General features: G+C 38.8%; 16 protein-coding genes. 9 read left to right on the forward strand and 7 right to left on the reverse strand.

Annotation, left to right across the window (positions count from 1 at the left end; all coding sequences use genetic code 11):
- The first annotated feature begins 1 nt into the window (after position 1).
- The 8 genes from ACO05G_RS13400 to ACO05G_RS13435 all read left to right on the forward strand — a co-directional run bounded on the left by ACO05G_RS13400 (position 2) and on the right by ACO05G_RS13435 (position 7,302).
- Positions 2-160, forward strand: coding sequence for a hypothetical protein (locus tag ACO05G_RS13400; RefSeq protein WP_421763212.1), 159 nt, complete (start codon positions 2-4; stop codon positions 158-160).
- Positions 139-921, forward strand: coding sequence for a GNAT family N-acetyltransferase (locus tag ACO05G_RS13405; protein ID WP_421763213.1), 783 nt, complete (start codon positions 139-141; stop codon positions 919-921). Before ACO05G_RS13400 ends, ACO05G_RS13405 begins: the two co-directional genes overlap by 22 nt.
- The gene (paaD, locus tag ACO05G_RS13410) at positions 921-1,382 is read left to right on the forward strand and encodes a 1,2-phenylacetyl-CoA epoxidase subunit PaaD (RefSeq protein ID WP_421763214.1); all 462 of its coding nucleotides are present in this window, start codon (positions 921-923) and stop codon (positions 1,380-1,382) included. The genes ACO05G_RS13405 and paaD overlap by 1 nt, the downstream gene beginning before the upstream one ends.
- A gap of 54 nt (positions 1,383-1,436) precedes the next feature.
- Positions 1,437-2,216: an enoyl-CoA hydratase-related protein gene (locus tag ACO05G_RS13415; protein ID WP_421763215.1), complete on the forward strand. Its 780-nt coding sequence runs from the start codon at positions 1,437-1,439 to the stop codon at positions 2,214-2,216.
- Positions 2,216-3,373: a 3-hydroxyacyl-CoA dehydrogenase NAD-binding domain-containing protein gene (locus ACO05G_RS13420; RefSeq protein ID WP_421763216.1), complete on the forward strand. Its 1,158-nt coding sequence runs from the start codon at positions 2,216-2,218 to the stop codon at positions 3,371-3,373. The genes ACO05G_RS13415 and ACO05G_RS13420 overlap by 1 nt, the downstream gene beginning before the upstream one ends.
- Before the next feature lie 132 nt (positions 3,374-3,505).
- Positions 3,506-3,922: a hydroxyphenylacetyl-CoA thioesterase PaaI gene (gene paaI, locus ACO05G_RS13425; protein WP_421763217.1), complete on the forward strand. Its 417-nt coding sequence runs from the start codon at positions 3,506-3,508 to the stop codon at positions 3,920-3,922.
- Positions 3,923-3,959: 37 nt separating this feature from the next.
- Positions 3,960-5,054, forward strand: coding sequence for a histidinol-phosphate transaminase (gene hisC / locus ACO05G_RS13430; protein WP_421763218.1), 1,095 nt, complete (start codon positions 3,960-3,962; stop codon positions 5,052-5,054).
- A gap of 85 nt (positions 5,055-5,139) precedes the next feature.
- Positions 5,140-7,302, forward strand: coding sequence for a ComEC/Rec2 family competence protein (locus tag ACO05G_RS13435; protein WP_421763219.1), 2,163 nt, complete (start codon positions 5,140-5,142; stop codon positions 7,300-7,302).
- An 85-nt stretch (positions 7,303-7,387) separates the two neighbouring features.
- Here the strand turns inward: ACO05G_RS13435 and ACO05G_RS13440 are convergent, their stop codons facing one another.
- The 4 genes from ACO05G_RS13440 to ACO05G_RS13455 form a co-directional block, all read right to left on the reverse strand.
- On the reverse strand, positions 7,388-8,353 hold the full coding sequence (locus tag ACO05G_RS13440; protein ID WP_421763220.1) for a ketoacyl-ACP synthase III: 966 nt from the start codon (positions 8,351-8,353) through the stop codon (positions 7,388-7,390).
- A gap of 101 nt (positions 8,354-8,454) precedes the next feature.
- Positions 8,455-10,476 (reverse strand): excinuclease ABC subunit UvrB, encoded by a 2,022-nt coding sequence (uvrB, locus tag ACO05G_RS13445; protein WP_421763221.1) that lies wholly within the window; start codon positions 10,474-10,476, stop codon positions 8,455-8,457.
- 2 nt (positions 10,477-10,478) lie between these two features.
- Positions 10,479-11,216: a shikimate dehydrogenase family protein gene (locus tag ACO05G_RS13450; protein ID WP_421763222.1), complete on the reverse strand. Its 738-nt coding sequence runs from the start codon at positions 11,214-11,216 to the stop codon at positions 10,479-10,481.
- A gap of 31 nt (positions 11,217-11,247) precedes the next feature.
- Positions 11,248-12,138, reverse strand: coding sequence for a DUF368 domain-containing protein (locus tag ACO05G_RS13455; RefSeq protein ID WP_421763223.1), 891 nt, complete (start codon positions 12,136-12,138; stop codon positions 11,248-11,250).
- A 119-nt stretch (positions 12,139-12,257) separates the two neighbouring features.
- On the opposite strand from ACO05G_RS13455, the gene ACO05G_RS13460 reads away from it, so the two are divergent.
- Entirely contained in the window at positions 12,258-12,872 is a 615-nt protein-coding gene (locus tag ACO05G_RS13460) for a DUF3575 domain-containing protein (protein ID WP_421763224.1), read from the forward strand.
- Here ACO05G_RS13460 and ACO05G_RS13465 read toward each other — a convergent pair whose 3' ends face one another.
- From ACO05G_RS13465 to ACO05G_RS13475, 3 genes are all read right to left on the reverse strand, one after another.
- On the reverse strand, positions 12,873-13,628 hold the full coding sequence (locus ACO05G_RS13465; RefSeq protein WP_348281628.1) for a phosphosulfolactate synthase: 756 nt from the start codon (positions 13,626-13,628) through the stop codon (positions 12,873-12,875).
- Positions 13,629-13,695: 67 nt separating this feature from the next.
- Positions 13,696-15,099, reverse strand: coding sequence for a tetratricopeptide repeat protein (locus ACO05G_RS13470; protein ID WP_348281627.1), 1,404 nt, complete (start codon positions 15,097-15,099; stop codon positions 13,696-13,698).
- A gap of 96 nt (positions 15,100-15,195) precedes the next feature.
- Entirely contained in the window at positions 15,196-15,903 is a 708-nt protein-coding gene (locus ACO05G_RS13475) for a tyrosine-protein phosphatase (protein WP_421763225.1), read from the reverse strand.
- Positions 15,904-15,915 lie beyond the last annotated feature (12 nt).

Below are 15,915 nucleotides of genomic sequence, written 5' to 3' on the forward strand. Positions count from 1 at the left end.
TATGCTAGTGAACAATGGAATTGAGTTTGCTGAAATGCCTAATGACAAAGAATGGCTTTGGAGAGAAGCGCACGTTTTTGATCCTGACGGGAATCACTTAATCCTATTCAAAGCAGACGGAAACCGAAAAAATCCACCTTGGAGAAAGAAAGACAAGTGATAGATCTAATTTCTGATAACTTTCATTTACATGCTTCAAAGATTCCAGACCTATCAAATGAAATGAGTTTGCACAGTCTGCCGCATATCATGTATGTAGACAGTGGACTCTCATGTGACACCTTCAATATTATCTACATTCATCGTCCAGACCTTACAAAAGAAGAGCTCAACCAAGCACTTGATCACTTTCAATCCAGAAATCTGGATTATTGCATTTGGATAACCAAGGAAAATCTGACTTCAAACACTCAGATATTGTTCACGCAACTAAACATAGAAAAACAGGCTAGCGAAGTTGGAATGGCTATGCAGTTTGAACACGATCAATACGTAGAAAATGTAAATCATCTAAACATCAGACAGGTTAATGATAGGGAATCGTTAAAAGTCTATTCTCGTGTCATTGCGGAAAATTGGTCTCCTACAGATCAGAATGTAATTACCTACTACAGCCGAACCGCAAACCACTACCTTGATCCTAATAATAACATCAAACTATACATATACTATTACGAAGACCAGCCTGTTTCTTGTGTAGAATTATTTCCTACTAATTCCGAAACTGTGGGGTTTTATGGGTTTGCTACTTTAGAAGCCTATCGAGGAAAAGGGATTGGAACTACCTTATTAACTTTTGCATTAAATAGGGCAAAGGAACTAGGTTATAAAAACGCAATACTTCAGGGCACAGAAGATGGCCTCAACATTTACAAGAAGTTTGGGTTTAAGGATTATACCACGTATCACGAATTTGTCTAATGGTAATTGATAAAGATAATATTCTCCATTTGCTTCAAAATGTTACTGATCCTGAAATCCCAGTTATCTCGGTATTGGATTTAGGGATTGTTAGAGATGTACTTATTTCTGATGATTTCGTTGAAGTGATAATCACTCCTACCTACTCTGGTTGCCCTGCCATGTTGGAAATAGAAAAGGAAATCAACAATGCGCTCAAAAAAGAAGGTATTGAGCGTTTAAAAATTACTACTGTTTTATCTCCAGCATGGACTACTGAATGGATGACCGAAGAGGGTAAACAAAAACTTAAAGAATATGGCATAGCTCCTCCTAATCCTACAAATCCGGAAGATATTGCCTGCCCACAATGTGGCTCAAAAAACACCCAATTGCTAAGTGAATTTGGTTCCACAGCTTGCAAATCACTTTTCAAATGCAACGACTGCTTAGAGCCATTTGATTACTTTAAGTGTCACTAATTTCTTGAGACGAATCTAAGGAATCTTTTAACTTCGCACTCAAACATCCAACCCATGTCTGATACCTTACAAATCACTAAAAAAGACAGTCTGGGCATCCTGACATTCAATCGCCCGGATGTATTCAATAGCTTTAATAAAGAACTCGCTCTGGCTGTTCAAAAAGCACTTGACGATTATGCTAATGACCCGAGTGTTCGGGCAATAATGTTAACAGGAAATGGGAAGGCCTTTTGTGCAGGCCAGGATTTGCAAGAAGCGATAGCTGATAATGGATTGGAGATTGAGCAAATAGTAGATGAACATTACAATCCGATCATAAAGCAATTGAGGAGTATTGAAAAACCTATTATTGCAGCTGTGAACGGAGTGGCCGCAGGAGCCGGTGCAAACATTGCGCTGGCTTGTGATGTGGTGATTGCTACCGAATCAGCTTCATTTATCCAGGCCTTTAGTAAAATTGGACTTGTTCCGGATAGTGGAGGAACATTCACACTTCCTCGTATCATCGGGTTTGGGAAGGCGTCTGCATTAATGATGTTGGGAGATAAAGTATCTGCCACTGAGGCCGAACAAATGGGCATGATCTACAAAGTGGTCAGTGATAATTCGTTTTTAGAAGAAGCAGAGAAAGTAGCTCAAAAGCTAGCGAATATGCCTACAAAAGGACTTGCTTACACCAAGCATTTATTGAATCAATCTTTTGTGTCAACCCTTGACCAGCAGTTGGAACTTGAAAAAGAATGGCAATTTAAAGCAACAGAAACCCACGATTATAAAGAAGGTGTAAATGCCTTTATTGAAAAAAGAAAACCTGAATTTAAAGGAAAGTAATGCCAAAGTTAAGTGTAATAGGAGCTGGTACCATGGGAACCGGAATTGCTCAAGTAGCAGCTACTGCAGGATGGGATGTGGTGATTAATGATACCAACAATGAGATTCTTGAAAAATCCTCAGCTAGCTTGATAAAGGTGATGAATCGATTGGTTGAGAAAGAAAAGATTGAGCAGGAAACAGCCGATAAAATTCTTGGACGAATAGATTTCACCGACAATCAACAATACTTCGAAAACTCCGATTTGGTGATCGAGGCGATCGTAGAAAATCTGGATATCAAAAAGAAAGTCTTTTCTGCAGTTGAGAAAATTGTACGAGAAGACACGATCATTGCATCTAATACCAGTTCACTTTCCCTGGCATCCATTGGAGCTTCATTGGAAAACCCTGCTCGTTTTGTAGGTATTCACTTTTTCAATCCTGCACCGCTCATGCCACTGGTAGAAATCATACCTGCAGTACAAACTGCAGATGAGACTACCAATCAAGCAAAAGACTGGGTGGACAGCTGGAAAAAGCTTACCGTATTGGCGAAAGACACTCCTGGTTTCATTGTAAATCGAGTAGCACGGCCATTTTATGGCGAATCGCTACGCATGTATGAAGAAGGCATTGCAGATTTTGCTACAATCGATTGGGCCATGAAAGAATTAGGAGGATTTCGAATGGGTCCTTTCGAACTTATGGACTTTATTGGAAATGACATCAACTACACGGTGACAGAAACGGTGTTTCATTCCTTCTTCTACGATCCACGTTACCGACCTTCGTTTACTCAAAAGCGCATGTCTGAGGCAGGATTCCTTGGACGTAAGTCTGGGCGTGGCTATTACAATTATGCGGAAGGAGCAACTAAACCTGAGCCTACCAAAGATGAGAAGCTCGGCGAGAAAATTTTGGAAAGAGTACTGGTGATGCTAATAAATGAAGCAGCTGATGCCCTCTTCCTGAATATAGCCAGCAGAGAAGATATAGATACTGCAATGACCAAGGGAGTAAACTATCCAAAGGGTCTTCTTAAATGGGCCGATGAAAGAGGAATTAAATGGTGTGTGGAAAAGTTAGATACACTATACGACGAGTACCGCGAGGATCGATACAGGTGTAGCCCCTTGTTGAGGAGAATGATGGCGAAAGGAAATACATTTTACTAACATATTACCGTTATTTTGAAACCTGAGGGATGACGATTAGAATATATTGGACGCTTCCTTCGTCAGCATGACAGTCTCGAATTATATTTATCATGTCATTCTGAGCACAGCGAAGAATCTCATTAAAATCAGATGCAAACCAAACCTGAAAAAATAGTAGCCGAAATGATGGCAAAGGACACCTTTAGCCAATGGCTAGGTATTGAAATATTGGACGTAAAGGAAGGTTTTGCGAAAATTAAAATGACTGTTCGCAAAGAAATGCTGAATGGTCATTCTGTGGCGCACGGTGGAATTTCTTTCTCGCTGGCTGACTCTGCTTTTGCTTTCGCTTCTAATTCTCATGGTCAGAAGGCTGTTTCCATCGAAACATCTATCAATCACATCAAACCTATATTTGAAGGAGATCAGCTTATTGCCACCGCTGAAAAAGAAAGTATTTCGAAAAGTTTAGGACAATACATCGTTCGGGTGCATCGAGGGGATGAATTGGTTGGGTTGTTTAAAGGAGTCGTCTTCCGAAAACAAGATGAATGGGACGTGGGTTGAGAACTTAAAACTGTGACTTACAACTAGAAACTTTATAATGAACATACAGATACCTGAATATATTGCGGCAATCAGGAGCTACCAACCCGGGAAGACCATCCCCCAACTAAAGGAAGAATACGGATGGGATGAAGTTGCCATTTTGTGGAACAATGAGAATACACTTGGCTATTCTCCAAAATCTAAGCAGGCAGTCATTGATGCATATGAATCGATCAATTACTATCCAGATCCTGTTAGTCGCGATTTAAAAGCAGCTCTTGCAAAAAAATATGGTAAAAAATCGGAGCAAATATTTGTAGGTAATGGATCGGAATCTGTCCTGATGCAAACCATTCGCGCAGTATGCTCTGGCGAAGATGAGTTTTTGACCTCCGAAGGTGGCTTTGTGATTATATATAATTGGGCACGCATCAATAACGTACGTTGTGTGGCTATGCCAATGACTTCTAATTATGAATTTGACCTGGAAGCGATTAAGAACAGGATCAATAGGAACACAAAAGTGATTTACCTGGCTAATGTGAATAATCCTACCGGAACGATGATCACTCAGTCAGAACTTGATAGTTTCATGCAGCATGTTCCCGATCATATACTGGTGATCATAGATGAAGCGTATTTCGAATATTCAGAAGCTCTGAACCCGAATTTTCCAAATTCACTTAAGATGGACTATCCAAATATCCTCACCTTAAGGACATTTAGCAAAGCCTATGGTATTGCAGGGGTTCGTCTAGGGTTTGGAATCGGGCATGAGAAAATCATTGATGCGTTGAACAAAGTAAAGCTCACTTTTGAACCAACTGCAATGGCACAAGCTGCTGGCATGGGGGCATTACAGGATACTGCATTCCTTAAAAAAACGATTGATAATAACACCAGCCAATTAAAGTACTTCTACAAAGAGTTTGATCGACTAGGCATTAAGTACGTGACCTCTTATGCCAATTTTATCATGACTGTCTGGAAAGACAAAGAAGAAGTGATGAAAATCTTTGACGCATTGATGCAGCGAGGAGTATTGGTGCGTCCATTATACGATCCAATCAGCCATTGCATCAGAATCTCCGTAGGAAAGCCCGAAGAAAACCAACTGTGTATAAACGCATTTGAGGAAATCCTCAAGTAGATTCAGAGAGAAATTACCAAAAATTGGGTATAGCATTTGATGCTATTATTCATTCAATTGCATACAAGCTGTCTGGTTGTTCGCAATGTATTTTTGGAATTCATATCCTTTTGTAAGATTCTCAATTTTTTTAATTCTTGGGATACTGGCTTTTGATTCCAACCCAAAGCTCTGGGAGCATGGTTTTGTTGCGTTAGCCGTTGGAATAGTGCTTTTCTCAATATCTCTGCTAAGATCTTCAACCCGTGGATTTTATAAACTCAGACATGTAAACGGAATTTTTGCACTCCTAATAATATTCACCATTGGTGGGATTATATGCAAAACAAAATATCATAGTCATCCCGCTAATCATTATAAGAATATCAACAAGAAAATCATTGGCTTTACAGGAGTTGTGACAAGACCCGCTACTGAGCGAACCAACCATTTTAGATATGACCTGCTATTAGAAAGTGCTATTCTAGGTAGTGATTCGATCGTGAAGACCTCTGGGGAAATCCATTTATATATTAGAAAGGATTCATCAATTCAGAGAGCTTATTATGGAGACAAACTTGCCGTATACGGTAGCCTATACCCTATCCCGGGTCCCGACAATCCAAATGAATTTGATTATCAAAAATACCTTAAGCGTCAAAATATCCTATCACATTCCTTTGTACGGCCCAATGATGTTAAAATTATTTCATCTAACCCTTCAAACTCTTTCTTAGCGTATGCTTTTTCGCTTAGAGAGAACGCTTCCGAGACTATAGATAAATACATTCTGAATTCCAGGGAAAAAGGTATCGCAAAAGCACTTTTGTTAGGCATAAAAGATCATCTGGATAACGATATTAAGAAAGCCTATTCTGCTGCAGGCGCAATGCACGTTTTAGCTGTTTCTGGCTTGCATGTCGGCATCATCTTTCTGATCCTTCAAGGCGTTTTTGGCCGTTTACGTAAAACTGGAAAAATCGGAAAATATGCATTTGCATGCATATCAATCTTAATCATTTGGTTATACGCATCTTTAACAGGTTTGAGTCCATCGGTTCTCCGGGCAGCAACTATGTTCTCATTTATTGCAATTGGTCAAATTGCAACTCGCGAAGGTAATATCTATAATACGCTTAGTTTTTCAGGATTTATGCTCTTATTGATTGATCCTTATTTGATTTATTCAGTCGGATTTCAGTTGTCATTCGCAGCTGTTGTTGGTATTGTCTACATTCAATCAAAACTTTATCGACTGTTCCATTTTAATTGGTGGATTTTGGATAAGGCCTGGTCAATAACGTGTGTCTCAATCGCTGCGCAACTTGCCACATTCCCGCTCTCAGCCTTTTATTTTCATCAATTTCCTACCTATTTTTTGATTTCGAATTTGATCGTGATTCCATCCTCCTTCTTAATGCTTTTATCAGGAATATCGATGATTATAATCGAACCCTTTTTTTCTTCATTGAGCAAGATTTTAGGTCAGGGATTAAATCAATTAATATGGTTTTTGAATGAAATAATTAGTTATGTTCACCGATTTCCGAATAGTCTCATAGAATGGATACACCTTGATCAGCTTGGCTTAGTCTTTACCTATGCCATTGTCATCACAATGATTGTAGGATTTCACTATAAATCATTCAAAACTTTGGTTTTCTCATCGCTGCTTGGATTCGGATTTATTGTCTGGACGCTCATCACGCATCAAATACAACATGAGAGAAAAGAATTGGTGTTCTATGAACTAGCTAATACAACAGCCATTGACTATATCAAGGGTCATGCTTCTCAACTTTATATAGATAACTATGAAAAAGAAGAACTGGAGTTACTCTCATTTCAAATTAACCCTCACAGATTAGCCTCTCTTCTTCGACCTATTTCTGAAACAATTGTAGATTCAAATTTTACACGGAAAGATGATCTAACCCTTGGCTCTATTGGAGGAAAAAGGTTCGTGCTATTTGATACCACTACTTATCACTTAGATTTTAAGAAAAAAATTGTTTCCGATTTTATCATAATTGAGAATCAGGCTGTCAAAAGTTTAAAATGGTTAAAGCAAAATTTTGTATTCGATCAAATCATTTTAAGCACTAAGAATAGTCGGTTTTATTCTCAAAAAATGAAGGAGCAGGCGAAGGAACTAGACCTTAGATTACATTCTATTAAAGAGGAAGGATCATTAAGAATTACATTAGATGAGGGCATAAAAAAAGAGCGGACAATATTGTCCGCTCTGTTCACCACCAATCCCGACTAGCATCGGGAAAAACTTACTACCGCCTAGTAGTATCACAAATGTATATACATATTAACATCACCCACAAGGATATTGTTAAAAAAGATTATAGATTCCATCTAACGATAGTGCCAGCAAATGTTAGCCCTCCACCAAAGCCTATCATCAAAACGATATCCCCTTTTTTAATCCCACCATTCTTCCTCGACTTTTCAATAGCGATTGGGATTGAGGCAGACGATGTGTTGCCAAATTCGGTAACGCTTTCCGGAACTTTATCCATCGGATAATCTAATGACTTAGCTATTGCCTCAATAATTCGAAGATTTGCACTGTGAGGAACGATGTAGTCGATATCATCCATGGTCAACCCAGCCTTATCTACTAGTTCACGAATCTTAATGGGAATATTTCCAACTGCCCACTTAAATACAGACCTGCCATTCTGAACAATTTTACTGTTCGGATTTATGCCTACTCCATTAATGCTGTTTTTTTTGTGGCTCAGGTATAGATCATGTCCCAAATCCCCATTGGTACCCGAATTAAAAGCCAAAAATTGCTCTTCCCCAGGCTCTACGAGAGCAGCACCGGCACCATCACCAAACAAGATACATGATGTCCGGTCTGACATATCTGTAATTTTTGATAACGTCTCCGATCCGATAACTAATACCTTTTTATATACCCCCGAATTAATAAAACCATGTGCCATTTGTAATCCATATACAAAACCTGCACATGCTGCGTAAATATCATTACATCCTGTATTTTGAATCCCTAACTTATATTGAACCCTGGAAGCAGCATTGGGCATAGGCTGATCGGGAGAAGTCGTGCATACAACGATGAAATCCACATCTGAGATATCCTTCCCGCTCGACTCCATTAAATTTTGGACAGCTTTATAGGCCAAATCGCTGGTATACTCTCCGTCTTTTGAGTATCTCCTGGTTTTTATCCCAGTTCTGGAAATGATCCATTCATCATTGGTATCGATGAGACCCTCGAAGTAATGATTATCAATGATTTTTTCAGGCACATAAGTACCAAAGGCTGTGATTTGTGACATACAAAAAAATTAGGGGGATTTGTTAGAAATAGATTAATCTTTTGGGAATGTTATCTGTTTCAGAAGCAAGTTCAATCAGGAAATAGATAATTCCAAAGAAGCTACTTATTTTCTTTTAGCAATTTCTCTACTTCTTGCAGTTCATCTCTCAATCTTGCAGCTTCCATAAAATCCAGGTCTCTGGCAGCCTTTTCCATTTTGCTTTTTGTCTCAGAAGCCAGCTTCGTTAACTGATCTTTGGACATATATGCGACAACCGGATCTGCAGCGAGTGAATGCTCTTCTTCCATGTAATATTTCTTCGCTCCTTTCTTTTTATCCGCTACCCCAGTTTGACGTAAAATCTCTTCTTTATTCTTCTTCAATGAAATTGGAGTTATCCCGTGCTTTTTATTGTACTCCGTTTGAATACTACGTCTCCTATTTGTTTCATCTATTGCCAACTTCATAGAGCCAGTTACCTTATCTGCATACATGATTACCTTTCCTCTATCGTTTCTTGCAGCCCTGCCGATCGTTTGAACCAGTGACCGCTCATTTCTCAAATACCCTTCTTTGTCAGCGTCTAATATTGCTACAAGAGAAACCTCGGGCAAATCAAGCCCTTCTCGTAACAGATTGACACCAACTAAAACATCAAAAATTCCCAAGCGCAATTCTCGAAGAATCTCCACCCTATCCAAAGTATCTACTTCAGAATGGATATATCTTGTTTTAACACCTGCATTGAGTAAATATTTTGTCAGTTCTTCCGCCATGCGTTTAGTTAGCGTAGTGACAAGAACCCGGTCTTCCAGTTCAATACGTTTCTGAATTTCCTCCATCAAATCATCAATTTGATTTTGGCTCGGCCTGACATCTATAATTGGGTCTAATAAACCCGTTGGCCTGATTAGCTGCTCAATGATTACGCCCTCTGATTTTCGCAGTTCATAATCTGCCGGTGTTGCACTAACAAAAACCACTTGGTTGAGCATATCCTCAAACTCATTAAATGTCAAGGGCCTGTTATCCATGGCGGATGGTAAGCGAAAGCCATAATCAACCAGGTTTACTTTCCTGGCTCGATCACCTCCCCACATACCTCTTACCTGAGGAACAGTCACATGGCTCTCATCAATGATCATCAAGAAATCATCTGGGAAATAATCCAGAAGACAGAAAGGACGACTTCCTGGTTTTCTCCGATCAAAATATCGAGAATAATTCTCTACACCACTGCAGTATCCAATTTCCCGGATCATCTCCAGATCAAATTCCGTTCGCTCTTTTAGTCGTTTTGCTTCTAGAAATCTTCGTTCATCTTCGAAAAACTGCACTTGCTCCACCATGTCCTCCTGTATTTCTTTGATGGCCACCTGAAGCTGGTCTTTGCCAGTTACAAAAAGATTTGCTGGGAAAATACTTACGATGCGTTCATCTGACTGCTTCTCTCCTGTTATCGGATCTATACGTTGGATTGATTCTATTTCATCGCCCCAAAAAATAAATCGATAAGCAAAGTCAGCATAGGCAACAAAAACATCAACCGTGTCTCCTTTAACCCTAAATGTTCCACGCTTAAACTCAGCCTCCGTTCTGCTGTATAAAATATCTACCAGATCAAATAGGAATTTATTGCGAGGAATTGAATCTCCTTCCTGAACCCTAACGACATTCTTTCCAAATTCTTCCGGGTTTCCAATACCATAAATACAAGAAACAGAGGCAACCACAATGACATCTCTACGACCAGAAAGTAAGGCTGAAGATGCACTTAGCCTTAACTTTTCAATCTCTTCATTAATTGAAAGATCTTTTTCTATGTAAACATTACTGGTAGGAATGTATGCTTCAGGTTGATAATAATCGTAATAAGAAATAAAATACTCAACCGCATTTTCAGGAAAGAATCTTTTGAATTCGCCATAAAGTTGAGCAGCCAATGTTTTATTATGACTTAAAACAAGCGTGGGTTTTTGAACTTGTTCCACCACGTTGGCCATTGTGAACGTTTTTCCTGAGCCCGTCACTCCTAGTAATGTCTGGGCTGGCTCAGCTTCATTTATTCCCTCAACAATTTGTCGAATTGCTTGTGGTTGATCACCAGTAGGGCTGTATTCAGAAATTAATTTGAAGTCCATTATTAACTATTCCAGATTTCCCAGGATTGTTCTGCCTGAAGCTCCAACATTTCCATTCCGTTTTTTGTTTTAGCTGCATATTTTTCCCCAAACTTCAAAAATTCAGTTTGTATAGGATTGTAGATTAAATCATAAAAGTAGCTGCCCTTACTAATTTTATTGTACGGTAAATCAGGATAGGTCTCGTTGTTTGGAAACATGCCTAATGGCGTAGTATTAATAATTAGCTTAAACCGCTCCATAATTAAAGGGTTGGCTTTTATTTGATCATACGTGTAGTCGCCTCCCTTAACACTTCTGCTTACCTGGTTATACGGAATGTTCAAGTCAGCCAAGCCAGCCTGAACAGCTTTTGATGCTCCACCGGATCCGAGTATGAGTGCTTCTCCTTTATAATTTTTTATCCAGTTCTTCAAAGATTCCCGAAAAGCCATATAATCCGTATTAAACCCGATAAGCTTTCCGACTTTCTTATAAATCACATTTGCAGCTCCAACTTTTATGGCACTTGTATCCAGACTGTCAAGATATTTGGTCACTTTCTCTTTATGAGGAACCGTAACGTTAACCCCATGTAGATCACGATGCTTTAACCATAAGGCCGGGAATTCATTTAAAAACTCCATTTCAAAAAGTTCGTAGGAATGATCTTTTAAGTCAAGTTTCCTGAATTTTTTGGTGAAGTACTCTTTAGAATAACTGTGCCCCACTGGATATCCGATAAGTCCAAACGTCTTCATTAGAATTAAAGTTAAGCACGGAATAGTTGAACTACTCAGGTTTTATTGATTTCCGCTCCATCCAGTATACCAACAAAAAACCAATCACGATTAAAAATATCGAATAGGCAAACTGAAAATCTATTTGTGGCATTTTCCAGATATAACCGACTGCTTTTTCCTTACCTGCAAATTCTTCCATTATGGTAGCTTTCCATGGCCAAATAATTAGTAACGAGCCGGCGACAAAACCACTTAAGACTGCTATAGTTGCGTCTTTAAACTTTCTAAATAAATAGGCCAAAAGCCGGGAGAGTAAAATCAAACCCACAAAACAACCTAATGCAACAGGAATGAGCACATTTACATCCAGGCTACTGATGGCTTTTAAGACAAGGACATAATTACCCATCAATAAAAGAATATAAGAACCAGACAATCCGGGAAGAATCATACTACAAACGGCTACAACACCGCATAAGGTCAAGTAAATAAAAGAATCATTGGGCTGAGCCGGCGGTAGAAAAGCAATGCCAATCGCAATTGCAGCACCGACAATAAAAGAGATTACAACTGTTATGGATACAGACTGAATTTGTCTCGAAACTGCAATTACAGAAGCTATGATCAATCCAAAGAAAAAAGAGAGTGTCAGTATCTCGTATTGCTCAAAGGCGATCTCTAGTACCTTAGCGAGGCTTAGAATACTTACAAAAACTCCAAGAAATAGAATAACCAAAAATGATAAATCAATCTTAAGAGCAAAATCTCTGAAGCTACCGGAAAACAAAAGTTTGACTGCTTCAAGATCAATATTTTTTAATGCATTTATTAACCGCTCATAAATCCCAGTGATGAAAGCAACGGTACCTCCTGAAACCCCTGGAATCACATTTGCAGCTCCCATTGCTACTCCCTTTAGAAAAAGTATTAGGTTTTTCATTCTGCGAACTTAGCATGTAAAATGGTGGATCACAGATCAAATCTTGACAAAATCAAATAGTTCAATTAGGGGTATTCTCGATTAATCTGTACTAATAGATATCAAACACTAATTCTACTATGAAAATTATCACCACAATTCTAGCTGTCTTTTTTTCATCCATTCTTTTTGCACAAAAGATTGACACTGACTATTCAAATAATAAAAAGAGAGCCATAAAATTTGAATTTTTTTCACCACTAACTGGGAATTCTACTTTTGGATATGAAAGCTATATCAAAGATTGGATCTCTTGGGAAGCAAAGGTGGGTTTTATCGGTTTAGGTCTGGATCCGGATGAAGTAAATCCTTCTGGATTTTTCATAAAAGGGGGACCGAAATTTAAACTAAACCCTGATTTTGTCACCGACGACTTGAAAGGCTCCCACCTCCTTGGCGGAAAGTATATAAGGCCGGAGATCGCTTTTGCACAATACAGTGAAGATATATACAGGTTTAACTCGGGTTCCTCTACAGAGACATACAGAGAAGATTTCACATCTATTGCATTCTTAATCACCTATGGAAGGCAATACATATTGGCAAACGTAATGACCCTTGACTATCATATCGGACTTGGGTATGGTTATGTCTCTTCCAAAGAAGGCCGATATAACTATGGATATAGTAATGGTGGTACTGATTTTCCTGTGGCAATTTCCGCGGGATTCACCATTGGAGTACTATTGAAGTAATTACAGAAAGTGACTAAAGGTATCTCCCCTTAATCCCAGTCTTATTGTTTCCAATGGAATTACTTCATTGGGAGCAATATTTCCGAGGTTAACATTTGTTCCACACAGCTTGATAAACCAAACTTGCTGGGCCTTTTGCGGTGCTTCCCACAATATTTTCTCTTCCGGGATTTGGGTAAGAATCTCTTCAACTAACCCTTGTCTTACTTCACCAGAGTCCCTGAATAATCCTACGTTACCGCTTTCTCGAGCTTCCCCGATCACTTTCCAGGCCCCTGCTTCAAGCTCAGTCTCCATTTGCTGGATCCATTTATATGGAGGAATAATTTTCGCAGCATCTTTTGATCCTACCTCACTCAACACAGTGACTTGCTTAGCCAGTGTAGCGATATAGTCACATTTTTTATCGTGATCCATTTCAATAGATCCATCAGATACTTCTGCATACTCAAGTCCGAATTCATCTAGAATTTTCTGATAGTCAGAAAACTGATCTCTTACGATAAACGCCTCAAACAGCGTACCTCCGAAATAAGTAGGTATTCCGGCAGATTTAAACAATGCAATTTTTTCCTTGAGTTGGGGGTATACGAAAGAGGTTGCCCATCCAAACTTGACGATATCTATGTACTCGCCACTTGTTTCAACTAAATCTTCCACCTCTCTTAGACTTAGCCCCTTATCCATTACCATGGTAAAGCCTTCTGTTCGTGGTTTATTCGTTCTTTCAGGGATGTTATTAAGGTTGTAATTCATGTAAAAAGATTGGTGCTCGATTTAAAACAAGCCCCAAAAATCACAAATATTCCTTACATCGTCAAGATTATTTATTGTCCTTTCTAAATTGATCGATTATTCGATACAATGCTTTCTGTGTGGGCAAGTTGGGGAAAAAATCAAAAAGGAGCTCATGGGCTTCAAAATCCAACATTAAGGCAGTTTCCAATCGATTAATTGCATTCTTATAGCTACCCGATCCAATAAGATAAACTACACCTCTATAATACATTTCCGCATTATCCGGACATTCGTCCAAACCTTGCTCGAGGACAGTGATTGCTTCCTTATAATCTCCTTGTTCATAATAAACCATTGACCAGTCTAACCAAATCTTAGGATCTTCAGCGTCCATTTCACTGGCTTCCCTATAAGCCTCAATCGAGGATACCAGATTACCAGTTTTGTACTCAGCATCTGCAACTGCTTTCCAGTAATGAACATTTTCAGAATCTAACTTTAACGCCTTGTTTAAGAAATGAATAGCTTCATACCACTTATCCTGAAGTGCCAAACATACACCAACTCCATACCACGCCTCATGATACATTTGATCAAGTTTGGTGGCCTTTTGGTAATACTTAATCCCCAATTCGAGCTGTTGAAGCTTCTCATAAGCAGCTCCAATATGACAATAGGTTTCTGGTGATGCACCCTCCTGATCATATGTTTTTAAGTAGGCAGCTAGCGCGCGATCATACTTACCTAAATTCATCAAAGCATTACCCATATTAAACCATGCACTACTAAATTCATCATCAATGGCAGTGGCATATTCATAGGAATCAACTGCATCTTCAAACTTTCCTAGCTTATTATAAACTATTCCTAAGTTGTACCATGCGTATTCAGAGTAAGGATCTTGATCAATGAATTTTTGATAATAGGATAAGCTACTCTCTAACTCCCCGGAAACGTCCAGACAATAGGCAAGCTCATACAATGCATTTTCATTATGCATATTTATTTCAATAGCCAATTTATATTGCTCCGAGGCTTCTTTGTATTTCCCTAAGCCCTGATATGCCATTCCGATACTGAAATAGACATCATCCTTTTCCTCAACATTGAGTAGTGCACTTTCATAGGCTTCAATAGCATTTTCAAACTCCGAGAGCAGGCAATGAATAGCTCCTTTCTGGAGAAGTAACTCCGGATCATTGGGCTGAATATTTAATGTCTCATCTAATAAGTCAACCGCTTCATCAGACTTTTCCATCTTCACCAAGACATCAGATTTCTCAATAGTTAAATCAATTGAATAGGGATATTGTCCTAAAGCGATATTTGCAGCTTTTAGCGCTTGATTCAGTTTATCGTTAACACTATAATGACTAATGATCTGAATCATTGACTCCTCGTCAAAAAAATGATTTTCCCTGTTTTTAAGAAATGCTTCAAACTTTCTTATCAACTCTCTCTCTTCCTTGCGTTTATGTTCTTCTGGCATGGCTAGACATTAAATTCGGTGGTAAATGATAAAAGGAATTTAGATGAAATTGTACTCAAAAACCTTAGATTAAGGGCTAAAAAGTTTTCCACACCCTCATAAAAGTTCAGCATTTTTAATACTCCCACTTTCGATAACCTTCTGTACTTCTTTAGATTGTAGGCCCTTTTTAAAGTATTCAATATGTGTAAGTCGATGAAGGTCCGATCCCAAAAAATCAACCATACCAGACTTCAGTAATTGTGAACTTAATTTAGCTGGAATAGTTCCATAATATCCACTAATTGATCCTAATGTAACCTGGAACAAAACCCCACTTGCCCTGAGCTGTTGCAACCAATCTAAACTTCCCTCTAAAAATTGATATCTCTCAGGATGAGCAAGCACAGGATGATAACCTTTTGATTTCAAATCAAACATTACGGATTCGAAATCAATCGGTTTGTTCTGGAAAGGTGCCTCAACTAGCACATACTTATTTCCAAAAGATAGAATTTGACCTCCATCTTGCACCTTCTTGCTAAAGGATTCATCTACGTAATACTCGGCGGCCGCTTCAAGCTCAATTTCTATCTCTTTTTTCTGTAATTCTCCCTGGAGCTTTTTCAAACCATTCATTATTATTTCAGGAGTATTTGGGTATCTGGGGTGTATGTGGGGTGTGGTGATCAACTTCTTTACTCCAAGCAAGCTCAAAGCCCTAATCATCTCTAAGCTTTGTTCCATGGACTGGGATCCATCATCAATATTAGGTATGAGATGAGAATGAAGATCTACCTCTATTGGGATTACCTTCTTTTTCACAAAAAGCCTCAT

Source organism: Ekhidna sp. (assembly GCF_965227465.1).
Taxonomy (GTDB): domain Bacteria; phylum Bacteroidota; class Bacteroidia; order Cytophagales; family Cyclobacteriaceae; genus Ekhidna.

Excerpts from the sequence above, each read along its gene's own strand:
- ACO05G_RS13460 (WP_421763224.1), top strand. The coding sequence starts at position 12,258 with ATGAAAATTATCACCACAATTCTAGCTGTCTTTTTTTCATCCATTCTT.
- ACO05G_RS13450 (WP_421763222.1), bottom strand. The coding sequence starts at position 11,216 with ATGAAGACGTTTGGACTTATCGGATATCCAGTGGGGCACAGTTATTCT.
- paaD (WP_421763214.1), top strand. The coding sequence starts at position 921 with ATGGTAATTGATAAAGATAATATTCTCCATTTGCTTCAAAATGTTACT.
- ACO05G_RS13415 (WP_421763215.1), top strand. The coding sequence starts at position 1,437 with ATGTCTGATACCTTACAAATCACTAAAAAAGACAGTCTGGGCATCCTG.
- ACO05G_RS13420 (WP_421763216.1), top strand. The coding sequence starts at position 2,216 with ATGCCAAAGTTAAGTGTAATAGGAGCTGGTACCATGGGAACCGGAATT.
- ACO05G_RS13400 (WP_421763212.1), top strand. The coding sequence starts at position 2 with ATGCTAGTGAACAATGGAATTGAGTTTGCTGAAATGCCTAATGACAAA.
- uvrB (WP_421763221.1), bottom strand. The coding sequence starts at position 10,476 with ATGGACTTCAAATTAATTTCTGAATACAGCCCTACTGGTGATCAACCA.
- ACO05G_RS13440 (WP_421763220.1), bottom strand. The coding sequence starts at position 8,353 with ATGTCACAAATCACAGCCTTTGGTACTTATGTGCCTGAAAAAATCATT.
- ACO05G_RS13455 (WP_421763223.1), bottom strand. The coding sequence starts at position 12,138 with ATGAAAAACCTAATACTTTTTCTAAAGGGAGTAGCAATGGGAGCTGCA.
- ACO05G_RS13435 (WP_421763219.1), top strand. The coding sequence starts at position 5,140 with ATGTATTTTTGGAATTCATATCCTTTTGTAAGATTCTCAATTTTTTTA.
- ACO05G_RS13470 (WP_348281627.1), bottom strand. The coding sequence starts at position 15,099 with ATGCCAGAAGAACATAAACGCAAGGAAGAGAGAGAGTTGATAAGAAAG.
- paaI (WP_421763217.1), top strand. The coding sequence starts at position 3,506 with ATGCAAACCAAACCTGAAAAAATAGTAGCCGAAATGATGGCAAAGGAC.
- ACO05G_RS13465 (WP_348281628.1), bottom strand. The coding sequence starts at position 13,628 with ATGAATTACAACCTTAATAACATCCCTGAAAGAACGAATAAACCACGA.
- hisC (WP_421763218.1), top strand. The coding sequence starts at position 3,960 with ATGAACATACAGATACCTGAATATATTGCGGCAATCAGGAGCTACCAA.